The 25,226-nt window shown below is 56.8% G+C and carries 19 protein-coding genes; 11 read left to right on the plus strand and 8 right to left on the minus strand.

Annotated features, from left to right (window positions below; all coding sequences use genetic code 11):
• Window positions 1–71 precede the first annotated feature (71 nt).
• Window positions 72–3,521 carry a transcription-repair coupling factor gene (gene mfd, locus AC13CN_RS04435; protein WP_253557028.1) on the minus strand — a complete coding sequence of 1,150 codons (3,450 nt, stop codon included), beginning with the start codon at window positions 3,519–3,521 and terminating at the stop codon, window positions 72–74.
• A 242-nt stretch (window positions 3,522–3,763) separates the two neighbouring features.
• On the opposite strand from mfd, the gene AC13CN_RS04440 reads away from it, so the two are divergent.
• From AC13CN_RS04440 to sthA, 9 genes are all read left to right on the plus strand, one after another.
• The gene (locus AC13CN_RS04440; protein WP_044628069.1) at window positions 3,764–5,227 is read left to right on the plus strand and encodes a glyceraldehyde-3-phosphate dehydrogenase; all 1,464 of its coding nucleotides are present in this window, start codon (window positions 3,764–3,766) and stop codon (window positions 5,225–5,227) included.
• A 307-nt stretch (window positions 5,228–5,534) separates the two neighbouring features.
• A complete protein-coding gene (locus AC13CN_RS04445) occupies window positions 5,535–6,884 on the plus strand; it encodes a Na(+)-translocating NADH-quinone reductase subunit A (protein ID WP_089674782.1) in 1,350 nt (449 codons plus the stop codon).
• Window positions 6,884–8,110 carry an NADH:ubiquinone reductase (Na(+)-transporting) subunit B gene (locus AC13CN_RS04450; RefSeq protein WP_054645012.1) on the plus strand — a complete coding sequence of 409 codons (1,227 nt, stop codon included), beginning with the start codon at window positions 6,884–6,886 and terminating at the stop codon, window positions 8,108–8,110. Before AC13CN_RS04445 ends, AC13CN_RS04450 begins: the two co-directional genes overlap by 1 nt.
• Window positions 8,110–8,931, plus strand: coding sequence for a Na(+)-translocating NADH-quinone reductase subunit C (locus tag AC13CN_RS04455; RefSeq protein WP_062374661.1), 822 nt, complete (start codon window positions 8,110–8,112; stop codon window positions 8,929–8,931). The genes AC13CN_RS04450 and AC13CN_RS04455 overlap by 1 nt, the downstream gene beginning before the upstream one ends.
• Before the next feature lie 2 nt (window positions 8,932–8,933).
• Window positions 8,934–9,602, plus strand: a complete 669-nt coding sequence (locus tag AC13CN_RS04460; protein ID WP_139528111.1) for an NADH:ubiquinone reductase (Na(+)-transporting) subunit D — start codon at window positions 8,934–8,936, stop codon at window positions 9,600–9,602.
• A gap of 1 nt (window position 9,603) precedes the next feature.
• Window positions 9,604–10,221, plus strand: a complete 618-nt coding sequence (gene nqrE / locus AC13CN_RS04465; RefSeq protein WP_044628064.1) for an NADH:ubiquinone reductase (Na(+)-transporting) subunit E — start codon at window positions 9,604–9,606, stop codon at window positions 10,219–10,221.
• Window positions 10,222–10,289: 68 nt separating this feature from the next.
• A complete protein-coding gene (gene nqrF, locus AC13CN_RS04470) occupies window positions 10,290–11,522 on the plus strand; it encodes an NADH:ubiquinone reductase (Na(+)-transporting) subunit F (protein ID WP_089674780.1) in 1,233 nt (410 codons plus the stop codon).
• A gap of 222 nt (window positions 11,523–11,744) precedes the next feature.
• Window positions 11,745–11,999: a (Na+)-NQR maturation NqrM gene (gene nqrM / locus AC13CN_RS04475; protein WP_044628062.1), complete on the plus strand. Its 255-nt coding sequence runs from the start codon at window positions 11,745–11,747 to the stop codon at window positions 11,997–11,999.
• A gap of 109 nt (window positions 12,000–12,108) precedes the next feature.
• On the plus strand, window positions 12,109–13,500 hold the full coding sequence (gene sthA, locus AC13CN_RS04480; RefSeq protein WP_058577788.1) for a Si-specific NAD(P)(+) transhydrogenase: 1,392 nt from the start codon (window positions 12,109–12,111) through the stop codon (window positions 13,498–13,500).
• A 190-nt stretch (window positions 13,501–13,690) separates the two neighbouring features.
• On the opposite strand, the gene AC13CN_RS04485 is transcribed toward sthA, so the two are convergent.
• The 5 genes from AC13CN_RS04485 to leuS all read right to left on the minus strand — a co-directional run bounded on the left by AC13CN_RS04485 (window position 13,691) and on the right by leuS (window position 19,278).
• Window positions 13,691–14,662 carry a PA2778 family cysteine peptidase gene (locus AC13CN_RS04485; RefSeq protein WP_371858603.1) on the minus strand — a complete coding sequence of 324 codons (972 nt, stop codon included), beginning with the start codon at window positions 14,660–14,662 and terminating at the stop codon, window positions 13,691–13,693.
• On the minus strand, window positions 14,640–15,038 hold the full coding sequence (locus tag AC13CN_RS04490; protein ID WP_054640985.1) for a PA2779 family protein: 399 nt from the start codon (window positions 15,036–15,038) through the stop codon (window positions 14,640–14,642). The genes AC13CN_RS04485 and AC13CN_RS04490 overlap by 23 nt, the downstream gene beginning before the upstream one ends.
• A 99-nt stretch (window positions 15,039–15,137) precedes the next feature.
• On the minus strand, window positions 15,138–16,205 hold the full coding sequence (gene holA, locus AC13CN_RS04495) for a DNA polymerase III subunit delta (protein WP_172514424.1): 1,068 nt from the start codon (window positions 16,203–16,205) through the stop codon (window positions 15,138–15,140).
• Window positions 16,202–16,696, minus strand: a complete 495-nt coding sequence (locus AC13CN_RS04500) for an LPS-assembly lipoprotein LptE (RefSeq protein WP_054640984.1) — start codon at window positions 16,694–16,696, stop codon at window positions 16,202–16,204. Before AC13CN_RS04500 ends, holA begins: the two co-directional genes overlap by 4 nt.
• The gene (gene leuS / locus AC13CN_RS04505) at window positions 16,693–19,278 is read right to left on the minus strand and encodes a leucine--tRNA ligase (protein ID WP_054640983.1); all 2,586 of its coding nucleotides are present in this window, start codon (window positions 19,276–19,278) and stop codon (window positions 16,693–16,695) included. Before leuS ends, AC13CN_RS04500 begins: the two co-directional genes overlap by 4 nt.
• A gap of 164 nt (window positions 19,279–19,442) precedes the next feature.
• Between leuS and AC13CN_RS04510 the strand changes: the two genes are divergently transcribed.
• Complete coding sequence (locus tag AC13CN_RS04510) at window positions 19,443–19,961, plus strand: zinc ribbon-containing protein (protein WP_044628056.1); 519 nt, start codon at window positions 19,443–19,445, stop codon at window positions 19,959–19,961.
• Between the two features lie 4 nt (window positions 19,962–19,965).
• On the opposite strand, the gene AC13CN_RS04515 is transcribed toward AC13CN_RS04510, so the two are convergent.
• Window positions 19,966–21,279, minus strand: coding sequence for a hypothetical protein (locus AC13CN_RS04515; protein ID WP_044628055.1), 1,314 nt, complete (start codon window positions 21,277–21,279; stop codon window positions 19,966–19,968).
• 385 nt (window positions 21,280–21,664) lie between these two features.
• Window positions 21,665–23,632, minus strand: coding sequence for a DNA topoisomerase III (locus AC13CN_RS04520; RefSeq protein WP_228219518.1), 1,968 nt, complete (start codon window positions 23,630–23,632; stop codon window positions 21,665–21,667).
• Between the two features lie 187 nt (window positions 23,633–23,819).
• Here AC13CN_RS04520 and AC13CN_RS04525 point away from each other — a divergent pair, with 187 nt between their 5' ends.
• On the plus strand, window positions 23,820–25,067 hold the full coding sequence (locus AC13CN_RS04525) for an ABC1 kinase family protein (protein ID WP_054640982.1): 1,248 nt from the start codon (window positions 23,820–23,822) through the stop codon (window positions 25,065–25,067).
• The last annotated feature ends 159 nt before the right edge of the window (window positions 25,068–25,226 follow it).

Consider the following 25,226-nt stretch of genomic DNA (forward strand, 5'->3'; position numbering starts at 1 on the left):
CTGGTACGCATGGTAATGGGCAGCGATGCGTTACCGATATGTGCTGCTTAATGACAAGTTTGCCCCAAGGTTCACGCCGCCGCTACTTTTTGATTAAGGGTCGTTAGCAGTGCTTCAATCTTTTCGAAACGCTGTTCGACCGTTTCCATTGGAAATTCAAAACGTAAAGTATCGGAACCATCTAAGCGGTAGTGCTGGGGAGATTTTTGAATCAGCGTGACCAGGGTCAGCGGGTCTACCTGGGTAGTGGTGTTAAAAATAACGCGGCCGCGCTGTTCACCTGCTTCTATGCGCGCAACACCGAGCTGTTCTGCCCGGTGGCGCAGCTTCGTCTGCCGAATCAGGTTCTTCAACGGCTGTGGCAGTAGACCAAAACGGTCGATCAACTCTACCTGCAACTCTTTAAGCTCGGTATTTGATTGCGTATTAGCGATGCGTTTATACATGACTAGGCGCTGCTGTACATCGTGAATGTAATCATCGGGAATGAGGGCAGGCAGATTCAGGCTTATTTCGACGCCTGTGTTGAAGGGCGCGTCGATGTTAGGGGTTTTGCCTGCGCGGATTGCTTTCACCGCCCGATCCAGCATTTCCATATAAAGGGTGTAGCCAATGGTTTCCATTTGGCCGCTCTGCTCGTCGCCCAAAAGCTCACCCGCACCGCGAATTTCCATATCGTGGCTGGCCAATGTAAAGCCTGCCCCCAGGTCGTCGGAGGCGCTAATCGCCTCAAGGCGTTTTACGGCATCTCGCGTCATGGCTTTGGGTGGCGGGGTTAGTAGGTAAGCATAGGCCTGATGGTGGCTGCGCCCTACGCGGCCGCGCAGCTGGTGTAGCTGTGCTAGGCCGAACTTATCCGCACGCTCAATCAAAATGGTGTTGGCGCTAGGTACGTCAATGCCGGTTTCTATAATGGTGGAGCACACCAGCACGTTAAAGCGTCGGTGGTAGAAATCAGACATCACCCGCTCAAGGCTGCGCTCTGGAAGCTGGCCGTGGGCCACAGCAACGCGGGCTTCCGGCACTAGCTCGCGGATCTGTTCAGCAGCATTCTCAATGGTTTTAACTTCGTTGTGCAGGAAGTAGACCTGACCGCCGCGCAGGATCTCCCGCAGTAGCGCTTCCTTAATAATGCTGTTATCGCGCTGCTGTATAAAAGTTTTTACCGATAAGCGCCTTGCGGGCGGAGTGGCGATGATAGAAAGGTCACGGATGCCGCTCATGGCCATATTGAGCGTACGCGGAATAGGCGTGGCGGTGAGTGTGAGAATGTCGATTTCCGCGCGTAGGGTTTTCAACTTCTCTTTTTGGGCGACGCCGAAGCGGTGCTCTTCATCGATAATCAGCAGTCCCATTTTGGGCAGCTCGACGCTTTTCGAGAGCAGCTTATGGGTGCCAATAACGATATCGGTTTGGCCGCTTTTGATGCCTTCCAGGGTTTGCGTCATCTCTTTGCCACCGGTAAAGCGCGAGATTAGGCTGATATTGACGGCAGTGTCGGCAAAGCGGTCGCGGAAGTTCTCGAAGTGCTGGCGTGCTAGCAGCGTTGTCGGCACTAGCACTACGACCTGTCTGCCGGACTGTACGGCGAGGAAGGCGGCGCGCATGGCCACCTCGGTTTTACCAAAGCCGACGTCGCCACATACCACGCGATCCATTGGCTGTGGCGACACCATATCGCTAATCACCGCCTCAATGGCGGCTTGCTGGTCGGGTGTTTCCTCAAACGGGAAGCTGGCTGAAAAGCGAACGTACTCATCCCCCGGTGAGTCGTATATCGTGCCTTGCTGGGCTTCACGGCGGGCGTAAATATCCAATAGCTCTGCGGCGGTGTCGCGAATTTTTTCAGCGGCTTTGCGGCGGGCTTTCTCCCACTGGTCGGAGCCCAGCTTATGCAGCGGAGCGAGTTCGTCATCGGCGCCGCTATAGCGTGAAATAAGGTGCAGGCTATCCACCGGCACATACAGCTTGGCACCGTCTGCATAGGAGAGGGCGAGAAACTCGTTGGCCTGGCCGCCCGCTTCCAGAGTCTCCAGGCCCAGGTAGCGGCCTACGCCGTGGGCTTGGTGAACCACCGGTGCTCCTTCGCGCAACTCGGAAAGGTGGCGGACCGCTAGTTCGTTATCGTCGGTGGCTTTTTCCCGCCGACGGCTTTGCCGCACGACGTCGCCAAACAGCTCGGTTTCGCTAATTACCGCGACATCGGGCTCGGTGAGCCATAGGCCGCTACCCACCAAGCTTTCCGTTATAGCGATGTGCTCGCTGCCTGCTAAAAAAGCCTGGAAACTATCGCTATGGGGCAGCGATAGTTTCAGCGGGGAGAGGACTTCCTCCAGTGCTTCTCGCCGCCCGCGAGACTCGGCAACAAACAGCATGCGGGTCTTGGGATGGTTATCTAAGAAGCTCGCCAGCTCGCTCAGCGGCTGTTTGGCGCGCGCATTGATGGCCAGAGAGGGGAGTGCTTGGGCCAGAGGAGCAAGCGCATGGCGTTGGCTGTCGTCCTCAGTGAATTCAAGGCGAGGTCGCCCTTTAATGGCTGAAAACACTTCGTTAACCGGGAAGAACGCCCGGTGAGGCGGTAGTAGCGGCCGCGTAGGGTCAACACCTAAATTCTCATAGCGCGATTCAATCGACTGCCAGTGCTGCTCAGCCGCGTGGAAAACGTCTGGGAGTAAGGCGATGCGAGTATCTACGGTGAGATGCTCAAACAGTGAGGCGGTTTCCTCGAAAAAGAGCGGTAAATACTGCTCTAGCCCAGGAGAGGGAATCGCTTTCAGCGCATCGTTATAGAGCGGGCACTGGCGCGGGTCGACATCAAACAGGGTTTCAAACTGCTCACGAAAGCAGGCAATCGCGCTGCGGCTGAGCGAGTATTCATGGGCAGGCAGCAGTTCGATGACATCCACTTTGTTGGTAGAGCGCTGGCTGCCGGGGTCGAAGTGGCGCAGTGTGTCGATCTCATCATCAAATAGATCAATACGAATCGGCTCATCCATGCCCATGGCAAATAGGTCGATAATCGCGCCGCGCATGGCGTATTCGCCTGGCTCATACACGGTCTCTACCGCACGATAGCCTGCCCGGGAGAGTGATTCGCGGAATGTTTCGCGATTCAGCGTGGCCCCCGCCTTTAGCGTCATCACGCGGCCAGCGATGTACGAGACAGGCGGCAGCCGCTGCATGAGGGTATTGACCGGCACAAGCACGATACCGCGCACGCCATCCTGTAGCAGGCGCAGCGTTCTCAGCCGAGCAGAAATAATATCTTGGTGGGGCGAGAAGCTGTCGTAGGGCAAGGTTTCCCAATCGGGGAAGGGGAGAACCGGCACGCTGCTATAAAAAGCGAGATCTTGTTCCAGCCTCTGGGCGCTGGCGGTGTTGGGAGTGATCACCAGTAACGGTGCGCTTGACGCTACCTGAGCTAGCGCCAGGGCAGTCGCACTGCCCGGCGGCGCTTGCAAATAGAGCGTATCGCGAATCCCTTGCGGCTGAGGCGGTTCGAGCAGAGAGAAAGAAGGCATAGTAAAGGTATCGTTTTGCACAGAAACGGAACCAAGATCATACACGATCCGCCCTTTCGCGCAGAGGCTTTGGCGCCATGGGGTGTTAAGATCGCTTGGTCGCTGCATCATTGGCGTTTGTAGTCAATACCCTGTTTCTGTAATACCCCTACATGTTGTGCGACTATCCATCCATTGCGGCACCTTAATAAGCTCCGGATAATGCTCGGGACATCCCCGTTCATAACTCAATGAGGCCGCACGTGAGTCAGCAAGCGCTCGAAAACGTTTTTCAGGAATGGCAAAACAACGAAGCTCTGGCGGAGCAAATGATCCCACTAGTGGGGCAGCTCTATCGCCAGAACAACGTTGTGGCCACGATGTTCGGACGCTCTCTGATCAAGCGGTCGGTCATTCGTATCCTTAAAGATCACCGTTTTGTGCGCAAAATTGAAGGCACAGAGCTGTCGGTAGAAGACACGTACCCCATCGTAAAAGCGATGAGTGAGATGAATCTGGGGCCTGCTCACGTCGATGTGGGTAAGCTAGCAGTGAGCTTTAAGCGCCAGGGCGGTGGCGACCTTGATGCGTTTTTGCGCCATGAGCTAGGCGAGATCATCGACGGCTTTCAGCCGGGCGGCAACAAAGGCGAGCCTCAAGACGTCGTGCTGTATGGTTTTGGCCGTATTGGTCGCCTGCTGGCGCGCGTGATGGTCGAGAAGGCTGGCGGCGGAAACCTACTGCGTTTGCGTGCCATTGTGGTGCGCGGCCGTGGTGATGTGGCGAAAGACCTGGAGAAGCGTGCCAGTCTGCTGCGCCGCGACTCGGTTCATGGCCCGTTTGATGGCACCATCGCCGTGGATGCTGACGCGCGTACGCTGACCATTAACGGCAACGTGGTGCAGGTCATCTACGCCGACTCCCCCAGCGAAATTGATTACACCACCTACGATATTCACAACGCGGTGATTGTTGATAACACCGGTATTTGGCGTGATGAAGCGGGTCTAGGCCAGCACCTTGAGTGTAAAGGTGCAGCAAAAGCGCTGCTGACGGCGCCGGGTAAAGGTGACATCAAAAATATCGTATTCGGCATTAATCACGAAACGATTGGCGATAATGACCGCATCGTGTCGGCGGCTTCCTGTACGACGAACGCCATTGTGCCGGTGTTGAAAGTACTCAACGATGAGTACGGTGTGGCGACAGGGCACGTTGAGACCGTTCACTCCTATACCAACGACCAGAACCTGATTGATAACTATCATAAAGGTGATCGTCGTGGCCGTAGTGCGGCGCTTAACATGGTGCTGACCGAAACAGGCGCAGCTAAAGCGGTTGCTAAGGCGCTGCCGGAGTTAGAAGGCAAGCTGACTGGTAACGCCATTCGCGTACCGACCCCGAACGTATCTATGGCGATTTTGAATCTGACGCTGGATAAAGGTACCGATGCAGACGCGCTGAACGACTACCTGCGCCGTATGTCGATTGATTCTGCTTACCAAAAGCAAATCGATTTCGTTGACTCTGCAGAAGTGGTTTCTTCTGACTTCGTTGGTAATCGCCACGCGGGCATTGTTGATGCCAAAGCGACCATTGCTAACGGCAATCATGCAGTGGTCTACGTCTGGTACGACAATGAGTTTGGTTATAGCTGCCAGGTCATTCGTATTCTTCAGCATATGTCGAATGTGCAGTTTTTGAAGCTGCCACGTCAGGCGAGTTAATGAGTGCAGGTCCGTAGTGCGCTAAATTAGGGCATTACTTAAAACGTTGAATCAACGCCACCTTCGGGTGGCGTTTTTTGTACCAGAAACAAATGCACTACAAATGCATATAGCACTTTTGGAGGCCATCAGGGATGTGGTCATTGGCCGCGCTTATCTTTATAATGCGATAGATTTTTCGGGGTGGTTCAAGCTTGCTTGGGCCTGACTGGTAACAATCTGAACAGAAAATAAGAATTCACTGGGCAGAAAATAAGCATTCGAACCCCTTACCTTCGTATATCCGATCCATCAACTGGGCGAGACTATGATCGAAGTCAAAAAAGGCCTGGATCTCCCCATCACGGGAGCGCCCGAGCAGCGTATTGAAGATGCGCAGCCTGTGCGTCACGTGGCAATCCTGGGCACTGACTATGTTGGTATGAAACCAACAATGGAAGTTCAGGAAGGGGACAAGGTCAAGTTAGGCCAGCTTCTCTTCACCGACAAGAAAATTGATGGCGTGCGTTTTACCGCGCCTGCCGGTGGTGAAGTAGTCGCAATTAACCGTGGCGAAAAACGTCGTCTGCTGTCTGTGGTTATTAAAGTCGATGAAAATGAAGAAGCGATTACATTTGCTTCTCATGATCGTGGTGCTTTAGGACAGCTTGATCGTCAAGCCGTTGTCGATCAGCTTGTTGAGTCAGGACTTTGGACTGCCCTGCGCACCCGTCCTTTCTCACGCACACCAGCCATCGATAGCGTTCCTGCTGATATCTTTGTCACCGCTGTAGATACTCATCCGCTAAGCGCTGACCCTGCCTTTATCATCAATGAAAATGCCCAAGCATTTGAAGACGGCCTCAAGGTGCTAACCCGCCTGACCGAGGGCAACGTTTTTCTGTGCACGGGTGCAAACGCCTCAATTCCGGGTGGTGATGTCAGCGGTGTAAAAACCGAAAGCTTTGCTGGGCCGCATCCGGCTGGTTTGGTAGGCACACACATTCACTACCTCTCGCCCGTGGCGCTGCATAAGAAAGTGTGGCACATCGGTTATCAGGACGTGATTGCCTTCGGCAAGCTGTTTGTAGAAGGTAAGCTGGACATAAGCCGCATCGTAGCGGTAGGTGGCCCGCGTGCAGAAAAACCGCGCATTCTGCGTACCCGTGTGGGTGCCAGCACTCAAGAACTCTTAGCAGGTGAAGTCATCAAACCCGATGACACCCGCGTGATTTCCGGCTCGGTTTTCTCTGGCGCTGCCGCTGAAGGCAAACTGACTTATCTGGGTCGCTTCCACAACCAAATCAGTTTGCTGGAAGAGGGCAATAAGCGCACCTTTATGGGATGGTTATCTCTGGGTGCGAATCGCCACTCCGTTATGGGCATTTATCTTTCCAAATTTAAAGGCCTGAGTAACTACGCGCCGACTACTTCTACAAATGGCTCCGAGCGTGCCATGGTGCCGGTGGGTAACTACGAGCGCGTCATGCCGTTGGATATCATGCCAACGCAACTGCTGCGTTCGCTGATTGTGGGCGACATTGAGGTTGCCATGCAGCTCGGGTGTCTTGAGCTGGACGAAGAGGATCTGGCGCTGTGTACCTACGTTTGCCCCGGCAAATATGAGTACGGCCCCATCCTGCGTGACAATCTCACCATGATCGAGAAAGAGGCCTGATGATGGGTATTCGACAAACACTCGATAATCTCGAGCCGCACTTCCACAAAGGTGGTAAGTACGAAAAGTTCTATCCGCTCTATGAAGCGGTAGATACGATTTTCTACTCGCCCCCCAGCGTTGCAAAAACCACCGCTCACGTGCGTGATGGCGTCGACCTGAAACGCATCATGATCACGGTATGGATGTGTACCTTCCCGGCCATGTTCTTCGGTATGTGGAACGCAGGCTGGCAGGCGAACACTGCCATCGAAGCGGGTTATGCCTCCATGAACGGCTGGCGCGATGCCATCATGATGACCCTCGCGGGCGGTCATGATCCCAGCAGCCTGTGGGCTAACTTCGTTCTTGGCGCGACATACTTCCTGCCCATTTACCTCGTGACGTTCGTCGTGGGTGGTTTCTGGGAAGTGCTGTTCGCCATTAAGCGTGGTCACGAAGTCAACGAAGGTTTCTTCGTGACTTCCGTGCTGTTTGCGCTGATTCTGCCAGCCACTATTCCACTATGGCAGGTTGCACTCGGCATTACCTTCGGTGTCGTGATCGGTAAGGAGATCTTCGGCGGCACGGGTAAGAACTTCCTGAACCCTGCGCTGACGGGCCGCGCGTTCCTCTACTTTGCTTATCCGGCACAAATTTCTGGTGACGCAGTATGGGTAGCAGCCGACGGCTACACCGGTGCTACTGCGCTTTCTATGGCGTTCCAAGACGGTATGACTGCGCTGACCAACACCTATAGCTGGTGGGATGCCTTCCTAGGCTTTATCCCTGGCTCTGTTGGCGAAGTATCGACGCTGGCCATCCTGATCGGTGCTGCCGTACTGCTGTGGACCAAGATTGCCAACTGGCGCATCATGCTGGGTGTATTCCTGGGTATGGTGATTACCAGCACGCTGTTCAACCTGATCGGTTCTGAAACCAACCCCATGTTCGCGATGCCGTGGTACTGGCACCTCGTCATTGGTGGGTTTGCCTTCGGTATGGTGTTTATGGCGACTGACCCTGTGTCCGCTTCCATGACTAACCAAGGCCGTTTGGTATTTGGCGCGCTGATCGGTGTGATGACCGTTCTAATCCGCGTGGTAAACCCGGCGTTCCCGGAAGGCATCATGCTGGCCATCCTGTTCGCCAACCTGTTTGCGCCGCTGATTGACCACTTCTTCGTCCAGGCCAATGTGAAGCGCCGTCTCAAGCGCACTGGTACACCGGCCGAGGAGACTGCCTAATGGCACAAGGTAACAACTCCATCAAGAAAGTCCTGATCGTAGCGTTCTCGCTGTGCATCGTGTGCTCGGTCATCGTTTCGACGGCGGCCGTAGCACTGCGCCCAGCGCAGCAGCTCAATCAGGAGCTGGACCGTAAAACCAACATCCTCAACGTGGCGCGTCTTTACGAGCCGGGTATGGATGTGGAAGAAGCGTTCAGCAACCAGATCACTGCGCGCGTCGTCGAACTCGAAACCGGTGACTATACCGATCAGTTCGATCCCGAGACCTTCGATGGTTTCGAAGCTGCGCGTGACCCGGCCACTGGCCGCACGCTGTCTGGCGACCGTGACATCGCGGGACTCTCGCGCGTAGAAAAATTCGCGACTGTGTACCTAGTAGGCGATCCTGAGAATCCTGACCAGATCGTTCTGCCTATTCGTGGGCAGGGCCTGTGGGGCCGTATGATGGGATTCCTGTCGGTAGAGGGTGACGGCAATACCATCGTCAGTATCACCTACTACGACCACGCAGAAACACCGGGTCTAGGTGCTGAGGTAAACAACCCGCGCTGGCAAGCCCAGTGGGAAGGTAAAAAGATTTACAGCGAAGAGGGCGACCTCTCTCCTGAAATCCACCTGACCAAAGGCGGCGCGAGTAACGAGTACGAAGTCGATGCGCTTTCCGGTGCCACGCTGACCAGTAACGGCGTGACCAACATGCTGCAGTTCTGGCTCAGCGAAGAGGGCTTTGCTCCTTACCTGGCTAAATTCCGCAGCGGTACCGAGCCATCAGACGCCGAAGACACCGAGACTGACTTCGACGACGTTGAGGGGGCCTGATCATGGCGGATGTAAATGCAAAAGGCGTTTTAACGGCGCCTATTTTTAAGAACAACCCCATTGCGCTTCAGATTCTGGGGATCTGTTCTGCACTGGCGGTGACCACCAGCATGAGCGTGTCGCTGGTCATGTCGCTGGCGGTTATTTTCGTAACCTCTTTTTCGAACCTGTTCGTATCGTTGATTCGGAATCACATTCCGTCTTCGATTCGTATCATCGTTCAGATGACCATCATTGCCTCGTTGGTTATCGTGGTCGACCAGATCCTCAAAGCCTATGCTTACGAAATGTCCAAGCAGCTGTCGGTGTTCGTCGGTCTGATCATCACCAACTGTATCGTAATGGGCCGCGCGGAAGGTTTCGCGATGTCCAATACGCCGGGCATGTCGTTCCTGGATGGTATCGGTAACGGCCTGGGCTACGGTTTCGTCCTGATGGTGGTAGGTTTCTTCCGCGAATTGCTGGGTGCTGGCAGCGTCTTCGGCTTCACTGTACTGCCGACCATTCAGAATGGTGGCTGGTACGTGCCGAACGGTCTGCTGCTGCTGCCGCCGTCTGCTTTCTTCATCATTGGTCTGTTGATCTGGGTACTGCGCTCTGTCAACCCGGAGCAAGTCGAAGAGAACGAGTTTAAGATGAAGCACAACACCAAGCCGAAGGAGGCCGTGTAACATGGAACACTATCTGAGCCTTTTCGTCGCTTCGGTATTCGTTGAGAACATGGCACTTGCCTTCTTCCTGGGCATGTGTACGTTCCTCGCGGTATCCAAGAAGGTGTCTTCTGCCATCGGTCTCGGTATTGCGGTAATCGTCGTACTGACAATCACTGTGCCGGTCAATAACCTGGTATTCACGTACCTGCTGCAAGAAGGCGCGCTGACCTGGACCGGCATTAGCGGTGCTGAAAACATCGACCTGTCATTCCTGGGTCTGCTCTCTTACATCGGTGTTATCGCGGCACTGGTACAGATCATGGAGATGTTCCTTGATAAGTACGTACCGTCGCTTTACAACGCGCTGGGCGTTTTCCTACCGCTGATCACCGTAAACTGCGCCATCCTGGGTGGCGTACTGTTCATGGTAGAGCGTAGCTATAACTTCGGTGAGGCCGTGGTATATGGCTTCGGCGCTGGTACCGGTTGGGCGCTAGCAATCGCTGCTCTGGCGGGTATTCGTGAAAAGCTGAAGTACAGCGACGTGCCGGGCGGTCTGCAGGGCCTTGGCATCACGTTTATCACCGTTGGCTTAATGTCACTGGGCTTTATGTCCTTCTCTGGCATTCAGCTTTAATCGGAGCCGGTTTTCTCGGCAGCCTAGGCTGCCGAGGTACAGAAAACCTTCAGCAATAGGAAACCGACATGGTTGATACATCTGTCATCTTGCTCGGTGTTGTCATGTTCACGGTCATCGTTATTAGCTTAACGGCGATCATTCTGGCAGCGCGCAGCAAGCTAGTGAGTAGCGGGGACGTGACCATTGAAGTCAACGGCGACCCTGAGCACACCCTGAAGACCCAGGCCGGCGGCAAGCTTTTGAACACCCTGGCGGCCAACGGTATTTTCCTTTCTTCTGCCTGTGGTGGCGGTGGTTCCTGCGCCCAATGTAAGTGCCGAGTAGAAGAGGGCGGCGGTTCTATTCTGCCGACGGAAGAGTCGCACTTCACCATGCGTGAGAAGAAAGAAGGCTGGCGCCTCTCTTGTCAGGTTCCTGTGAAGCAGGATATGAAAATAGAAGTGCCGGAAGAAGTCTTCGGCGTTAAGAAGTGGGAAACCGAAGTAACCGCCAACCCGAACGTGGCGACCTTCATCAAAGAGCTGAACTTGAAGCTGCCTGAAGGTGAAGAAGTTGCCTTCCGCGCCGGTGGTTATGTACAGCTGGTAGCGCCGCCTTACGACATCAAGTTCTCTGACTTCGATATCGAAGAAGAGTACCGTGGCGACTGGGAAAAGTTTGGTCTATTCGACATTTCCCACAAGAACAACGAGGAAGTCATCCGCGCCTACTCCATGGCGAACTACCCGGAAGAGAAAGGCCTCCTCAAGTTCAACATTCGTATCGCAACTCCGCCTCCTGGCAGCAGTCATCCGCCGGGCCTGATGTCCACCTACGTCTTCAACCTGAAGCCGGGTGACAAGGTAACGGTGATGGGGCCGTTTGGTGAGTTCTTCGCCAAAGACACCGACGCTGAAATGGTCTTCATCGGTGGTGGTGCCGGTATGGCCCCGATGCGTAGCCATATCTTTGACCAGCTTAAGCGTCTGAAATCGACGCGTAAGATTTCGTTCTGGTACGGCGCGCGCTCCTGGCGTGAGACCTTCTACAACGAAGAGTACGACCAGCTGGCGGAAGAGTTCCCGAACTTTGAGTGGCACTTGGCACTCTCCGATCCGCAGCCGGAAGATAACTGGGAAGGCCCGACGGGCTTCATCCACAATGTATTGTATGAAAACTACCTGAAGGACCATCCGGCGCCTGAAGATTGTGAGTACTATATGTGTGGGCCGCCCATGATGAACGCCTCTGTTATCAAGCTGCTGCTTGATATGGGCGTTGAGCCGGAAAACATCCTGCTGGATGACTTCGGCGGCTAATATCGCATCAGCGAACGTTAGAAACGGGGCTAGCCTTTGGGCTAGCCCCGTTTGTTTTTGTTTACCGTTTTGTTGGCAGATGCGAATATCCGTGCTGAAAAACACCCAATGCCTGATCATTTTGCGGTGGCTGAGGTACAATGGGAGGTAGATTTTTAAGGCACTTATCGGCACAAGTATTGTCGGCAGGTGAGGTACCTAACGTAATGCTAGGAGGACAACATGGCAATTTGGCTACTGGTATTCGGGTTTATGGCGCTGATTATGGGCGCGATGGCCGTTGGCGTGCTGATGGGGCGTAAACCCATTGCAGGCTCCTGCGGTGGGCTTAATCAAATCGGCATGAAGGATGGCTGCGATATCTGCGGTGGTAAAGACGAAGTATGCGAAGAAGAGAACCGCAAACGCGGTAGCGTACGGCGCCGTAGTGATGAAAGCCGTGGCGCCGACTTAGGTTACGATGCAACGCGCCGCTAACCGCTGATGCTACTACGCGTTAAATAACATCAAACGCTCGCTTAACCGCGGGCGTTTACGTATGCGCTAATGAATTGATGATGTCAGGGAACAAGGAGATCCAAACCGTATGGCGGTTCACAATTACGATGTCGTGGTGATCGGTACCGGCCCCGCCGGAGAAAGCGCTGCTATTAATGCTGCTAAGCACGGTATGCGGGTGGCGATAATTGAGAAGCAGGCTCAGGTAGGCGGTAACTGCACCCACTGGGGCACTATTCCTTCCAAAGCGCTGCGCCATCAGGTCAAGCAGATCATGGCGTTCAATACCAACCGAATGTTCCGCGATATCGGTGAGCCCCGCTGGTTCTCCTTCCCAAAAGTGATGGAACGCTCCCGCGGTACGATTGATAAGCAGGTTGAAATGCGCACCACTTTTTATGCGCGCAACCGCATTGACCTGTTCCACGGCGTCGCCCGCTTCAAAGACGAGCACACTGTTGTGGTGCGTGATCGTCAAGAAGGCATGGAAGAGCTGGTGGCCAAGAAAATTGTCATTGCCACCGGCTCGCGCCCCTATCGCCCAGCAGATATCAACTTCCGCCATCCGCGTATCTACTGCTCCGATACCATCCTGAGCCTGTCCCACACGCCGCGTACGCTGGTAATTTTCGGCGCGGGCGTTATCGGTTGTGAGTACGCTTCTATCTTCTCGGGGCTTGGCGTGAAGGTAGACCTGATCAACAACCGGGATAGCCTGTTGTCGTTCTTGGACGATGAGATCAGCGATGCGCTCTCTTATCACCTACGCAAGCACGGCGTGCTGATTCGTCATAACGAAGAGTACGAGAGTGTCGAGGGTGATGAAGCAGGCGTAGTGGTACGCCTGAAATCCGGTAAGAAAATCCGTGCCGATGCATTCCTATGGGCCAACGGCCGTACTGGTAACACCGACAGCTTGGGGCTGGAGAATATCGGCCTGGAAGCGAATGGCCGGGGCCAGCTCAGCGTGGATGAGCACTACCGCACCTCGATTCCGCATATTTATGCGGCGGGCGACGTCATTGGTTGGCCAAGCTTGGCCAGTGCCGCCTACGATCAGGGGCTCAACTCGTGCAACGAGCTGCTGGAGAAGGAGTACCGTTTCGTCAGCGACGTGCCGACCGGTATCTATACCATTCCTGAAATCAGCTCCTTTGGCCCCAATGAGCGCGAGCTGACCGAAGCGAAAGTGCCTTACGAAGTCGGCAAGGCGTTTTTCAAGGATACCGCCCGTGCCCAGATCACCGGCGATACGGTCGGTATGCTGAAGATCCTGTTCCACCAGGACACCCTGGAGATTCTCGGTATCCATTGCTTTGGCGACCAGGCGTCGGAGATCCTGCACATCGGCATGGCCATCATGCAGCAGGAGGGCAAGGCCAACACGCTCAAGTACTTCGTCAACACCACCTTCAATTACCCCACCATGGCAGAAGCCTATCGAGTGGCGGCACAAAACGGTCTGAACCGGGTGTTCTAAGCGGTCAGGGCGGGCCTTCCTGCAGAGGTTGGCCTGCCAGATCAGCTTCGGTGGGAGGCCGCTTTAGCGGGCGAATGGCGCCGTCAGGCGCCCCGGCCAAGCCACCGTCGCGAGCTGAAGCTCCCTCCCACGGGGGCATTTCAGCACCGTCGCGAGTTGAAGCTTCCTCTCACGGCTCTTCAGGGCGACGCTATAGCGTTTCCAAAAGCTGTCTAGCCCGGGGCTGCCATTCGCCTTCTAGGGAAGCGGCTTGGGTAAGCGATGCTCTGGCGTCTGCAAGGCGCGCTTGCTGGAATTGTATAATGGCCAGATTGAGCCACGCAGCACCCATCTCCGGGTCGAGGCTCGTGGCTGTCTCGAAGGCGGCCAGGGCGGCTTCGGGCTGGCCATCGGCATACAGGGCATTGCCTAGCGCAAACTGCCCAGTAGGATTTTGCGGGAAGCGCTCACTGAATGCCTGCCAGCTACTCAGCGTTGTGTCGGGGCCGTGCTGCTCTTCAAAGGCACTAATGGCCTCTAACGCATTGCGTGCCGTGACACCTTCGGGCAGCGTGCCCGGCTCGCTGACCACAAACCCCCAGCGCTCAGTACGTGCCCACGTAGCATCAAAACGGCTAAACGATAGGGTGTGCCGCTCGATTTCACCGCTGCGCAGAACAAGCGTTTCGTTCGGCAAATCAAAGCCAATGGCCACCGCATAGTGCCACATGGGAAAGGCGGGCAGGGCGAGGTTCTGCATCACGACCACCGGGTTACCTGCTTCCAGGTGCGTGAGCAGAGCATCCATGGTACCTCGGATGGGAATTGCCAGCCGTTCGTAGCGGCGTACCGTGGCCAGCATTTCCGGCTGCACGCTGCCATCACGCCCAGGCAAGAATACCTGAGGAATCAGCTCGTCTAAGCTAGCCTCTACGCCTTCGTGATTAAGCACCATAGCTAAGGTAGCTGGGCCGCACTGGTATTCCGTTTGGGCGAAAAACGGCACCTCGGTAAGCTCGGTTTGCGGCGTCAGGCTCGCTTTGGTGCTTTCAAGCAGTACCGGGCTGCGTGCGCAGCCGGTTAGCAGTAGAAGCAGCAGGCCTAACAGTAAAACGCCCGCAGTGCGGGCGTTAACATAACGGTTCATCATCGCGGATGAATTAACGTGTGAACGGGTAAACATCGGTTAAACCGAGAATGTCCGTTACCAGCAGAATCACAAATACCGCGAACAGCGCACCAATCACGCCAGCACCGGCGGGCAACTGCTCAAGCTGCTGCGCCATTTGCTGGGCTTCGGCATCGCTCAGGGCCGCCACACGCGCCTCGACATCGGCGGGATTGACGCCCTGTTTGAGCAGTTGATCTTGCACATCGGCACGGGCGAGGATTTCATTGATACGCTCGCGGTCCGCACCGGCACGGTCGCCTGCTAAAACAGACTGCGTTGATACCAGATCCATACCTTGCGGGGCGGTAGGGGCCGCCACAACGGGCAGGCTGGCAAACACTAACGCAGCAATCAAAAGGGTCGAGAGGTAAGCACGCACTGTTTTCATTGTCTTCATCCTTAGACTTATCGGGGAGCAAGCTATGAGTAGCCTGAGTGATTAGTATAGAAACAAACAGCGAGTGTTTTAAGACGAAAATGCAAAGTGCTAATTATTTGCACTAATGCGATAGGTCCAGGGCGTTTCCGCCAGGAGGCCTTTTGCCCCTGCCATGGTCATGGCGAGGTCGTGCAGCCCCGGCCATAGAGGCACGGCAGATACCCCTTTCACCGCTAAATCCAGGCGCTGGGCCATTAGTAGCAGTTTGTGTAAACGCTTCATGGAAAGGCGGCTAATGGCTTTTTGATAGGACGGGCGACGTTTATCAAAAATCATCGGCTTTTGGGATTTGCAGGCATGCTCGAAGCTTTGGCCTTGGTCCAAATGCTGATGCAGCGATAGCAGAGTGCGCAGCTCACGGGTGAGCGCCCACAGCACAATCGGTGCTTCCACGCCTTCGCTTCTTAGGCCGTTCACAATCCGCGAGGCACGGCTGGGTTCGCCCTTCAAGCACGCATCCGCCAGATTGAAGACGTCAAAGCGGGTGCTGTCTTCCACACCTTGGGCAATGTGCTCGACGTTGAGCCGGGTGTTAGCCGGGTAGATCAACGCCAACTTTTGCAGCTCTTGATCAGCCGCCAGCAGATTACCCTCGGTGCGCTCACCCAGTAGTCGCGCGGCTTCCAGGTCGATCTGCAGGCCGTGATGCGAGGCCCTATCCCGTAGCCAATAGCCAAGCCGTGAGGCATCTACCGGCCATACGGGAACAAAAATTCCCTGTTTATCTAAGGCTTTGAACCAGGCGCTTTTCTGCTGCTTGGCATCGACTTTGCCCATGCTGACCAATAGCAGGTCGTCGCTGCCATCCATCATTTCCGCATATTGAGCAAGCGCCTTGCTGCCTTCCTGCCCCAGCTTTTGATTGCCCAAACGCAGCTCCAACAGTTTGTTGGTGGCAAACAGCGAGAGGTTGCTCGCGGTTTCCAGGAGCCGCCCCCAGGCAAAGTTGGGCTCCACATCCAGCACTTCGCGCTCTTCGATACCCGCTTGGCGGGCGGCGGCGCGCACGGCATCGCAGGCGTCACGATGCTGAAGCGGCTCGTCACCCGCCACGATCACTGCTTTCGGCAGTTTCCTGGCCAGAGCGGCGGGCAATTGATCGGCAAATACCTTCACCGCAGCGCCTCAAGGTTAGCTAAGCGTTCCACAATACGCTGGGCAAGCTGCCGAGTCAGTGTCTGCTCGGCTTCCTGGAACAGCGTCTCGCGGTTCAGCAGGTCGTCATCGCTGACGCGAATCCGCGTGCTGGTACTCAGCGTGGCGTTGTTCAGGGCGTAGGCATTGGTTTCCCGCTGCTGCACCGACAGCGACGTGCTCAGCGTCAGCTCATGCTCACGGCTGGCACGGCCATCGGTCCCGATGCGCCGCTCCTGAAGGGAAGGGGTGCCCAGAGTGACGCGCCAGGGCGCGCCGCTTTCTACCTCGGTGCCTAACTGCTGCAGGCGAGTGCGAAGCTGCTGGGCGAGAGCGCTGTTGTCATCGCCCTCTAGCGAGAGCGCGGGCAGGCGTGGCATGGATTCCGAGCCGCGCAGGCGGAACCCACAGCCACTGAGCAGCACCGCCGCTGACGCGGCGATGCTGAGGGTCAAAAAGCGACGGCGATTCATCCGCTCACCACAATGTTAACCAGCTTGCCGGGCACCACGATCACCTTACGAACCGTTTTGCCTTCCAAATGGCGCTGGACGTTTTCGTTTTCCATCGCCAGTTGCTCGATGGTGGCTTTGTCGGCGCTGGCCGGGGCTTCCAGGCGGGCGCGCAGTTTACCGTTTACCTGTACCACCAGCTCGATGCTGTCGCGGGTCAGGGCGGCTTCGTCTACTTTCGGCCACTGGGCTTCAATGGCGGGCTGCTCATGGCCTAACTGCTGCCACAGGGTGTGGCACAGGTGCGGGGTAATCGGGGCCAGTAGCAGGACGCAGGCTTCCAGCGCTTCACGGCTAACCGCGAGGCCCAGTTCGGACGTATCGTCAAACTTAGCGACCGCGTTAGAAAGCTCCATCACAGCGGCAATGGCGGTGTTGAAGGTGGTGCGGCGGCCAATGTCGTCGCTGGCTTTCTTGATGGTCTCGTGGGTCTTGCGGCGCAGCGCTTTCTGATCGTCGTTCAGCGCGTCCACGTTCAAGGTGCCGGGGGTGCCCGCCGCCAGATGCTCGGTAACCTGACGCCAGATGCGCTTCAGGAAGCGGTGCGCGCCTTCAACGCCAGAGTCTGACCACTCAAGCGACTGCTCGGGCGGTGCAGCAAACATCATAAACAGGCGCACGGTGTCGGCACCGAACTTGTCGATCATCGACTGCGGATCGACGCCGTTGTTCTTCGACTTGGACATCTTCTCGATGCCGCCCATCTCCACCGGCTGACCATCGCTCATCAGCACGGCGCTCAGTGGGCGGCCCTTCTCGTCGCGCTTCACTTCCACATCGGCAGGGTTGAACCACTCCTTGCCGCCGTTATCCTTGATGCGGTAGAAGGTTTCAGCGATCACCATGCCTTGGGTGAGCAGCTGCTGGAAGGGCTCGTTGGAATCGACCATGCCGAAATCGCGCAGCAGCTTGTGGAAGAAGCGGGCGTAGAGCAGGTGCAGAATAGCGTGCTCGATACCGCCAATGTAAAGATCCACCGGCAGCCAGTAGTTGGCGCGCTCATCCAGCATGGCTTCGTGGTTATCCGCACAGCAGAAGCGGGCGAAGTACCAGGAGGATTCCATAAAGGTGTCGAAGGTATCGGTTTCACGCACCCAGCCATCGCCCAGCTCGGAGAACTCCGGCATCTTCTTCAGCGGCGAGCCGGAGGCATCCACGGTGACTTCCATGGGCAGCGCGACGGGCAGCTCGTCATCGGAGAGCGGTACGGTCTGGCCTTCCGGGCCGTACTTCACCGGAATCGGCGCGCCCCAGTAACGCTGGCGGGCAATACCCCAGTCACGCAGGCGGTAGTTGGTTTTAACTTCGCCACAGCCAAGCTCGGCCAATTTGGCGGCAATGGCATCAAACGCGGCTTGGAATTCCAGGCCATCGAACTCGCCGGAGTTAATCAGCGTGCCGTGCTCGGTGTAAGCGCCTTCCGAGATATCCGGCGTATTGCCGTGCTCGTCGGCCACTACCGGCTTCAGCTCAACACCGTACTTGGTGGCAAACTCCCAGTCGCGCTGATCGTGGGCGGGTACGGCCATGACCGCGCCGGTGCCGAACTCCATCAGTACGAAGTTAGCCACGAATACCGGTACTTCTTCACCGCTTAACGGGTGAATGGCTTTATGGCCCGTGGCCATGCCCAGCTTCTCTTTGGTGGCCATTTCCGCTTCAGAGGTGCCGCCTTTGGCGCACTCTTCACAGAACGCCGCGATCTCGCTGCTCTGCTCGGCGGCCTGTTTGGCCAGCGGGTGCCCAGGGGCGACGGCCACGTAGGTCACGCCCATCAGCGTATCGGGGCGGGTGGTGTACACCGCCAGCGGCTCGCAGGCGCTGCCATCGGCGGCTTTGATATCGAAGCTCAGCTCGACGCCACGGGATTTGCCGATCCAGTTGCGCTGCATGGTCTTGACCTGCTCAGGCCACTCGACGTTATCTAAATCCGCCAGCAGCTCATCGGCGTAGTCGGTAATCTTTAAGAACCACAGCGGTATCTCTTTACGCTCTACCGGCGCGCCGGAACGCCAGCCGCAGCCGTCGATGACCTGCTCGTTGGCCAGCACCGTCTGGTCCACCGGGTCCCAGTTCACCGTGGACATCTTCTTGTAGACCAGCCCTTTCTCCACCAGCTTGGTGAAGAACCACTGCTCCCAGCGGTAGTAGCTGGTGTCGCAGGTAGCGAATTCGCGGCTCCAGTCGTAGGCAAACCCTAGTGCCTTCAACTGGTTGCGCATGTAATCGATGTTTTGGTAGGTCCACTTGGCAGGCGGCACCTGATTTTGGATCGCGGCATTTTCCGCCGGCATCCCGAAAGCGTCCCAGCCCATGGGCTGCATGACATTTTTACCCTGCATGCGCTGGAAACGTGAGACAACGTCGCCGATAGTGTAATTACGCACGTGGCCCATGTGCAGCTTGCCGCTGGGGTAGGGGAACATGGATAGGCAGTAGAACTTTTCGCGGTTGGCGTCCTCTACGGCTTTAAAGCACTGGTGCTTGTCCCAGTACTGTTGAGCGTCACGTTCGATCTCGCGGGGGCTGTATTGTGCGTCCATCGGTGTTTTCAATGCCTTGGGATAATTCGCCCTTGTTCAGGGCGCAAAGTGAATAGTAGATGACGACTGTCAGATAAGTAGCGTCGATTGTATCCTATGCCGGTGTATCCTTGAACGGCTAACCGATGATAGGCAGCACCTGTGGCAACAAAAGGAGAGGACCCATGGAAAAACATAACGATCACCGCCTTCGCGAAGGCTACGAGCGCCTATTGGAGCGCATGCAGGATGGCGCCAACGAGCTCACCTGGGACAACCTACAAAAGGACTTAGACGACGCCGTTGCCTTTGAAGCTGAGCTTGAGGAGTACACCAAAGACGAGCTAGCGCTGCTGCGTGCCTGGGTAGAGCGCGACCTGAAAGACATGCGCTACTACATGGCGGATACCGGCAAGCAGGTTGCCAGCTGGCTAGGAATCGACATCGACCAGCTTTCCCGCCGGGTCGCGGAATCGCTGCTTTCCATTGCCGACCGTAGCGTGGTAGACCGCGAACGTTTCGAGGATGACCTAGAAGCCGCCCGCGCCGACTACTGCGAAGGTGAAATCGCCGCCCCGGGCTTAATGGCCTGCACTCACTGCGATGCTCAGGTCATGTTTAACGATGTCGCGCGGATAGAACCCTGCCACCAGTGCGGCCACCGCTACTTCTACCGCTTTCCGAGCAAAATCGTCGAAACCTAAGTATCTAACCTAGCCAAACGCTCAAGCCTGCGATCGCGCCTAGCGAGAGCAGGCTCATCATCGCAGCATAAGGTAGATTATTTTTCATCATCTGATAACCGCTCACCCCGTAACGCCCCTGCAACGACAGGTTAATACCCGAAAGCGGCCCCACACTGGTGCCCACCGCCCAGGCGCTAAGCGCCACAAAGGCAAACAGGGTCTGTTCAGCGCCGCTCAGATTAAGCACCGACGCCAACACCGACACCCCAATAATCGGGTGCAGCCCCACCAGCGCACTAAGCGTAATAGCCGCAAAACTCACCATGGCCTGCCATGTACCAAAGCGGGCAAACAGCGTCCACTCATCGCCTGCCGCCGCTGTTACCAGCGTTGAAAGCCCCAGCGTTAATAAGCCTGCCGCTAAAAACAGTGAAATTTCCCCGCGCATGGCGGGCAGGCGAGTAACGGTATGCTGACGCAGGCGCCGCAGGGTAAAACGCGGGCCTTCCCGCAGATTGCTCAGCAGCGCCACCCCAGGCAGCAAAAAGGTAATAATGCTGACGATAGTAAGCGACGGCGTGATCCAAAAGTGCAACAGCATCACCAGCGCCGCCATGCCTGCAGGCATGAGCAGGCTGCGGGGCGAAAGCGAAAAGCCATCCACCTCGGTTAAATCAAACCGTCGCCGCAGTTCTAGCGTGGTTAATAGTCCTGAGAGCATGGCGATAGGAAAACCCACCACGGCAATCTGGGCATACTGCACCGAAGGCACCAGCGCGATCACCAGCGCCATAGAGGCAAAGAAGGGCGACCAGAGCGCGGCGCTGCTTAGCCCACGGTTCAGTGCCAATAGCTGCGGCGTGGTTAACGGCGCACGGCGAGCCAAGCGGTCGCCCACCATAAACACCGTGGAAAGATTCAAAATCGTGCCGAGAAAATGCACGCCCAGCCAGGTGCGCAGCACGCCGTCCGCCCCCGTTACCCGCTTACCCGGCGCACGCTTGTTGCCCTGGGTGCCAATCAGCGAGATAAAGCTCACGCCTACCAGCATGGAAGCCACGAACACGTTCCCCTGCAGCATGGCAGGCCAGTTCACCGCCGCGCCATACACGGTTTGCGCCACCACCAGCATCACCACACCCAGGGCAATCAACACCCCCGCCTGAAGGCGCGAACGCTTGGGAATATCCCGCCACAGCAGCGCCACCGCCGCCCACAGCAGATAGCTCACCGCCTGCGCGGTCGGCACCGCGCCGGTAAAACCAATAATCTGTGCCAACAGCCCGAGCAGAATCAAAACTCCCGCCAAGTGCTGCCGCGTCGTTGTCTCTCGCATCTCAGTCCCTTTACTGGTTGAGTTAGCAGGCTAATCGGGTTTGCGTGAGAAGGCTAGTCGCAAGAGGTGATGGGAGACGAAGATAACAGAGGTGTGGGGTTGCCATAGGTGAGAGGTGGAAGGTGTGGGAAAAGGGGGACGTGAGATATGAGGGGGATGGGAGGGCACTTCAGCGCGCGATGATAAAGCCAACCAAACATAGACAAAGCCACCGATCCCGTAGCGCGGTGTAACGAACGAAGTGAGGCACCCGCGAAGCACCGCAACGAGTTTGGGGGTTACATCAGACAGGGATGGCTATGTTGTTGCGTGTTAGGATGCTTTTATACCGTTACCTTGATTGATTTAAATAAATTGGCTTGGCTATTTATTTAACAACAAGTGCCTAGCTGCTGCGCCTCTTTCCCGTACTCCGCTTACCCGCTGCACTACTTCGACTCCCCGTAGTTTTCTTACTGCCGGTACTTTTACGCCGTGTGTAGCTTTTCTTAGTGGCTCCGCTGCGTTTGGCGGGACCTCCAACTTCGCCTTGGGCGGTTTGTAAGCTATGGCGTAGTCTGGCCGCGTCGCTTTGGCTTAGTAGGGCGCGTAAGTCTTCCAGCAGCGCCTGCTGGAAGGCGTTGGGGTCGTCTTGTTGTTCAGAGATCGCTCGCAGGCGTTGCTCCCAGAGGGCAGTACGTTCCGGTGTACTGACGGCGCTGGGCAGGGCGGCGATTAGCGCGCAGCCGAGTTTGGTGGCGCGTAGGGCTTTTTGCTGGCGCACTAGGTAGCCGCGCTGCACCAGGGTTTCGATAATGCCTGCGCGGGTGGCTTCGGTGCCCAGGCCGTCGGTGTCGCGCAGAGTGCGGCGCACGTTTGGGTCGTCTACGTAGCGGCCAATATTCATCATTGCTTTGATTAAGCTGGCATCGGTGAATGGTTCTGATGGCCGGGTCTCTTTTTCTTCCACGCCTGCGGCGAGTGCTTGGCAGGCTTCGCCTTGGGTGAGCGGTGGCAGCGGCGGGGTGTCTTCGCGGGTGGTGAACAGTGGCTTCCAGCCGGGGTCGAGAATGCTTTGGCCGCGAGCGCGAAAGGCTTCATTCAGCAGGGTGAACTCGGCTTTCACTTCAAAAGTGCGCAGCGGGCGGTAGAACTGCGCCATGACGTTGCGCACGATTAGCCGAAACACATGGCCTTCGGTGGCGGAAAGCTGGCTGACATCGGCGGGCTTGCCGGTCGGTGCTAAGGCGTGGTGCGCGCCCACCTGCTTATCGTTCCAGGCTTTCGAGCGTAGGGTAAAGTCGGCCCCGTTGAGCCAACCTCGTAACGTGTCGTCATTCTGGCAAGCACCGGAGAGACTGCGCTGGGCAAGCGCTAGGTGCTCTTCAGGCAGGTAGCGGCAGTCTGAGCGGGGGTAGGTGATCAGTTTGTGCTGCTCGTAAAGCCGCTGGCAAATATCCAGCACCATCTGCGCGGAAAGCCCAAAGCGGCGGGCGGCATCTACCTGCAAGGCAGAAAGCGAGTAGGGCAGCGGTGGCGCTTGGCGCTTCTCCTGTTGGTCTAATGTGGTGAGCGTGCCGCGTGCGCCGGGTAGCTGAGCGGCCAGGGCATCGGCGGGCGTGCGGTCAATCAGTCGCCCTTGCTCATCCAAAGGTTGATGCGCTTTAGGAGCCCACCAGGCACGCAGCTGGCCTTGCGCCACCTGTAAATCTACCCAAAGCGGGTAGAACGGATGGGGTTTGAAATCACGAATGCTGTTATCCCGCCGTACAATCAGCCCAAGTACCGGGGTTTGTACGCGGCCTACCGAGAGCACGCCATCGTGCCCAGCTTGGCGGCCGGTGAGCGTCCAGGCGCGGGTGAGATTAATGCCATACAGCCAGTCAGCCCGTGAGCGCGCCTGGGCGGCCTGAAACAGCGGCTGAAACTCAGTATTCGGTCGCAGGCTGGCCAGCGCGCGGCTGACCGCTGGGCGGTTGAGGTCGCTAATCAATAGCCGCTGCACCGGGCCGCGGTACTTCAAATGCTCGATCACCTCTTGCACCAGCAGCTGGCCTTCGCGGTCTGGGTCGCCAGCGTGCACAACGCTGGTAGCCTGCTTGATCAGTTTACGAATCACTGCTAACTGGCCATGGGCTTTGGAGCGCGGCGCGAGCTGCCACGTGCCGGGCACGATGGGCAGCCGGTCGAGCCGCCACTGTTTATCGGCGGGGTTGTAGGCTTCCGGTGGAGCTTGCTCCAGCAGGTGGCCTAGGCACCAAGTCACCGTGGTATCGCCGCACACAATCGCGCCTTCCTGGCGCTTGCCGCCACCGGGCAGGGCGTCGGCAATGGCACGGGCGAGGCTGGGTTTCTCGGCGATAATCAAGCGCATACGGTAGGCCCTGGTAGCGGTCTTTGAAAGAGTGTCATGGTAGCAGAAGCCGCTCAGTGGGTTGAACGTCGAGGCGTGAAAATTTATACAGGTACTTAAAAGGTGTCGTGTGTCATTTGTTTGTATAGTTTTTGTATAAAGTTATCGGATTGAGTAAGCTGTCGCAAAGCACTGGGAGGCGGTTTTTATGCGCGAGCGCGGTAGAACACGACGTTTATTTGGGCTGGGTGCGCGTACGGGTGGTGCCCTGCTGAAAACGCGGTTAGGCGGCCAAGCGGATTGGGGGGCGCTGGGTGAGGCGCTGTTTGAAGGGCTTTCTGAATTAAAAGGCCCGGCCATGAAGCTGGCTCAAATGATGTCCCAGTGGGATGACCTGCTGCCGCCGGAACTGGCCAACGAGCTGGCCCGCCTGCAACGCCAGGCTGAACCGATGCCCTGGCCGAAAATTTGCGAGGCGCTAGTGCTGCAGTACGGTGACATCCAAACGCATTTCCGCGAGATTGAAGAGCGCCCCTTTGCCAGCGCTTCGATGGGTCAGGTGCACAAAGCGGTGACCCACGAAGGGGAAACCGTAGTACTTAAAGTGCAGTATCCAGGGCTTGCTGAGATTTTAGAGAGCGACCTTAAACAAGTGAGGCGCATTATGGGTCTTGGCCGCTGGTTCAAGGTCCCGCAGGCACGGCTAGATGCGCTGTTTGAGGAGCTGGCAGCCGGGCTGCGTGACGAGCTGGACTACCACGCGGAGGCCCAGGCGCTGGCCCGTTACCGGGAGCGCTACCAAGATAACCCAGCGCTGGTGATCCCCGAGCCGCTGTTTGAGCTCTCCGGCCAACACGTATTGGCCATGCGCTTTGTAGACGGCACTCCGCTGCGGGATTTAGAGAGTGCGGATGACGCTACCCGTCAAAAAGTGGCTGTTGCACTGGCAGACTGGATTACCGAGGAGCTATTTACCTACCGTGAGCTGCACGCTGACCCCCACGCAGGCAACTTTGCCTGCGACGATCAGGGTCGTTTAGTGATTTACGACTTGGGCGCAGTGATTCCCGTTCCCGAGGCGCGTCTAAAGGCCATGATGCAGCTATTGGATGCCACGCTTTCCCAAGACCCCATGGCCATGGATGACGCGCTGATGAAGATGGGCGGCCGCCTGGGCCAAGGCGCTCCGCTGGCGCTGTATCGCGAATCCGCTGAGTGTATTACCCCGCTGTTCGCCCCCGGTGAGCAGGATTTCAGCGACGTGCGCGTTCATCGCCGCCTGCGGGAGCTCACCCCCAAAGTGTGGGCCGCCATGGATCGTCTTCAGCCCCCGGCAGATACGCTGCTGCTCTCTCGGGCGCTCAACGGCCACTACTGGAACTTGGTACGCTTAAAGGCCCGTTTAGATATGCACGACCGAACTCAGCCGCTGCTGGGCTGGGCGCGTACTGCTTAGCCAAGGCCCTGCCAAGCGATGACTAGCGTCTCCCCACTTTTCCACAGGTGGTGCTGTAACTGCCTGAATAGCGTTGAAAATTTCAGTGCTATCAACGAGATCGGGGGCTTTCCCGCCGGTATCATGTTGTTACCCCTAACACCATGAACCAAAAGGAAA

The sequence above is a fragment of the Vreelandella sp. L-25 genome, from assembly GCF_056857535.1.